At 33.5% G+C, this 2,402-nt stretch carries 2 protein-coding genes; one reads left to right on the top strand and one right to left on the bottom strand.

The genetic code is table 11. The annotated features are described in order from the left end of the window. Nucleotides 1–324 precede the first annotated feature (324 nt). The gene (locus tag JQC92_RS21865) at nt 325–1,197 is read right to left on the bottom strand and encodes a hypothetical protein (RefSeq protein WP_205001641.1); all 873 of its coding nucleotides are present in this window, start codon (nt 1,195–1,197) and stop codon (nt 325–327) included. A gap of 576 nt (nt 1,198–1,773) precedes the next feature. Between JQC92_RS21865 and JQC92_RS21860 the strand changes: the two genes are divergently transcribed. Next, nucleotides 1,774–2,001: a hypothetical protein gene (locus JQC92_RS21860; RefSeq protein ID WP_205001640.1), complete on the top strand. Its 228-nt coding sequence runs from the start codon at nt 1,774–1,776 to the stop codon at nt 1,999–2,001. Nucleotides 2,002–2,402: the final 401 nt, after the last annotated feature.

Below are 2,402 nucleotides of genomic sequence, written 5' to 3'. Positions count from 1 at the left end.
GCGTTGTGATGTTGCTGGGTAACATAATATGCCTTAGTGGAGGCTTGAGCCGTATGCAGTGAAAGTTGCACGTACGGTTCTTAGGAGAACGGCATCTGGTAACAGGTGTCGTTTATCCGACAAAAGCTGGTTAGACTTAACACGCTAAAGCTTGATATTCGAATTAGATATTTTTATTCAAATATTACACTACAATTTAAAATTTAAAGCTGTAAGCCAAGGCATTGCCAAGAGCCCCCCTTAATAGTTTCACTAAGATGCCCTGTTTATTTTTTGGTGTAATAATTCTTCTATTTCACATTTTCACATCCTATTTTATTACCATTATCCTATTGGTGAAATAAATATTGATAACAGTAGTCTTTTAATTGAGCAACCATCACCACCGTGAAAAAAAATGTCACTTACTTTGTGTTCTGTCTCTTTATTTTCAAATAAAAAGCCTCCATTATATGGATATGAAAAAGTATTAAAAGAATCAGAACCTTTTACTCTAAAGCTCAATTCTCCCCCAGAATAAGAGCAACTTCCTCTAGTAAACTGACTAATCATAGTCGTCATTGTGTAGGTTCCAAATGGGTCTGAATGCCAAGGAAAATCTTTAAGAGCTAACACATCACTAGAGAGAGGGTAAACTAAAATAGATGCGGTTAATTTTATAGTAGTCGAATGTAAGCCAAGCTCTCGCACCATTCTTTCAGTACCCATTAAGACTAGATTTCTAATGTTATCAGTGGTGCATGAGCAAATTGTTTGAAGGGCTTTACGCTCATTTATTTTTCCTTCACTATCAATTGAAACGAAAGCACGCTCCACGCTCCTAAATTCAAAGTCTGAATTTTCGTCACTTTTAGTGAATTTAATGCGCTGTATTTTAATGTTTCTGACAGTTTCAGCTTTAAGAATATCTTCAGTGCATTTATGTAAAAATTCAGCTGGAAATACATTTTTTATAAGAATTGGTTCGGCTTGTGTTAGTGTTTTGGTTTGATAAGAATGTGATAACGTAATTGATAAATTGGGAGTTTCCTCTTGTGGTTGAAAAAAATGACTTAGACATTTATTTTCAGTTTCATGACAAGTATGCATGGCCTGCATAGTACGTGTTTTTACTCCTCTATCTTGTTGAATCGAACTATTAGCTTGTTGAATCAAACTATTAGATAAGATGTGTGTATCTGATGAATTAATAGCCATGATAATTAAATTCGCTCTTTTAGTTTCAATAAATTCATACTATCTAATTCTGGATATTCTGGTCAATTCCATGTAGCAATGGGGTATTTTTGAGCTCAAAGTAAACAGCTCGAATTTGGACATTTACGTATTGAAAGTATTAGTTATAACACTTACTTTTTATCAATGAAAAGTAATTTTTTAACATCAATTAATGAAACTTTAATGCCAAGGTTATTGAGTGTTTACAATAAAAATGCATCATGGTGAATACCATTCTTCAATAGATTTATCGTATTTTATGTCACGGCCTTTAGCTCTAAATATTCCGATAATCATTGATGGTGGAAACATTTGTATCAGAAATGAAACTGCATTTTCAGCAGTAACAAACATCATATTCGAACATGGGGTTCTAAGCCCTAACCCCAGAAATTTGCTTGTTATTGAAAACGTTCGTTTTTGAGAATGGCCTTGGTACGTGATAAATCAATGTATTAACTATGTTCTCTCACTATCGAAAACCTTTCTCGATTTAAATTCTCAATAGAAACAGTTCAATACGAGTTTTGAGAATTGTATTAGTTAGCTTTCCGTATGATTGAGAAAAAAAATCTTGGTTTGGGCGTACACCCCCAACATGTATCTCAAGGTAAAAAAATTAATATCTATTTTAATGAAAAGCTCTATGCAATAAGTCTAACTAATGAAAAAAATATAGCTGTTACTCATTGCAGATTTAAAGGCGGCGTTACTTTTGCAAGTGAACTAAAAGTGCTTCTTCAAAAATACTTTGATAATTCTGACATTGCGCACAGCTGTTAGTTATTCGATTGAAGCTGAATAAGAAGTCACTTTTCGTCTGCATTTTACTTAAATTTAACTGAAACGAACATTTTCAAAACCCAAAAGTGAATGGTTAATCAGTAATTTTGAGTTTTCAATAGGTATGAGCAATGTCGGATAATTTGAGGTAGCCTATAGCCGTCAATGTGTAAGAATAAGCTGCCATATTAGCTGTCACTCAAGTAAATATTGGGAAGAAAAAATGACCAGCATACCCATTACCAAAATAAGATTTTAAACACACATTCCGCACCTAATTTTCCTAATAACGTATTTATCGCCAAATCATTTAAAGTAGCCATCAGATCACAACAACTATGGCAAATAGATCACAAAGGGATAGCTAAAAGATCACAGACAGCAACCCTCGTTAACGACAA

Origin of the sequence: Parashewanella hymeniacidonis (assembly GCF_016900895.1) — a bacterium.
Taxonomy (GTDB): Bacteria; Pseudomonadota; Gammaproteobacteria; order Enterobacterales; family Shewanellaceae; genus Parashewanella; species Parashewanella hymeniacidonis.
Note: the sequence above shows the minus strand (reverse complement) of the source record. Positions and strands in the feature narration are given on the sequence as shown.

Bases quoted from the DNA above. Each gene is read 5' to 3' on its own strand.
- JQC92_RS21865 (WP_205001641.1), bottom strand. From the start codon at position 1,197: ATGGCTATTAATTCATCAGATACACACATCTTATCTAATAGTTTGATT.
- JQC92_RS21860 (WP_205001640.1), top strand. From the start codon at position 1,774: ATGATTGAGAAAAAAAATCTTGGTTTGGGCGTACACCCCCAACATGTA.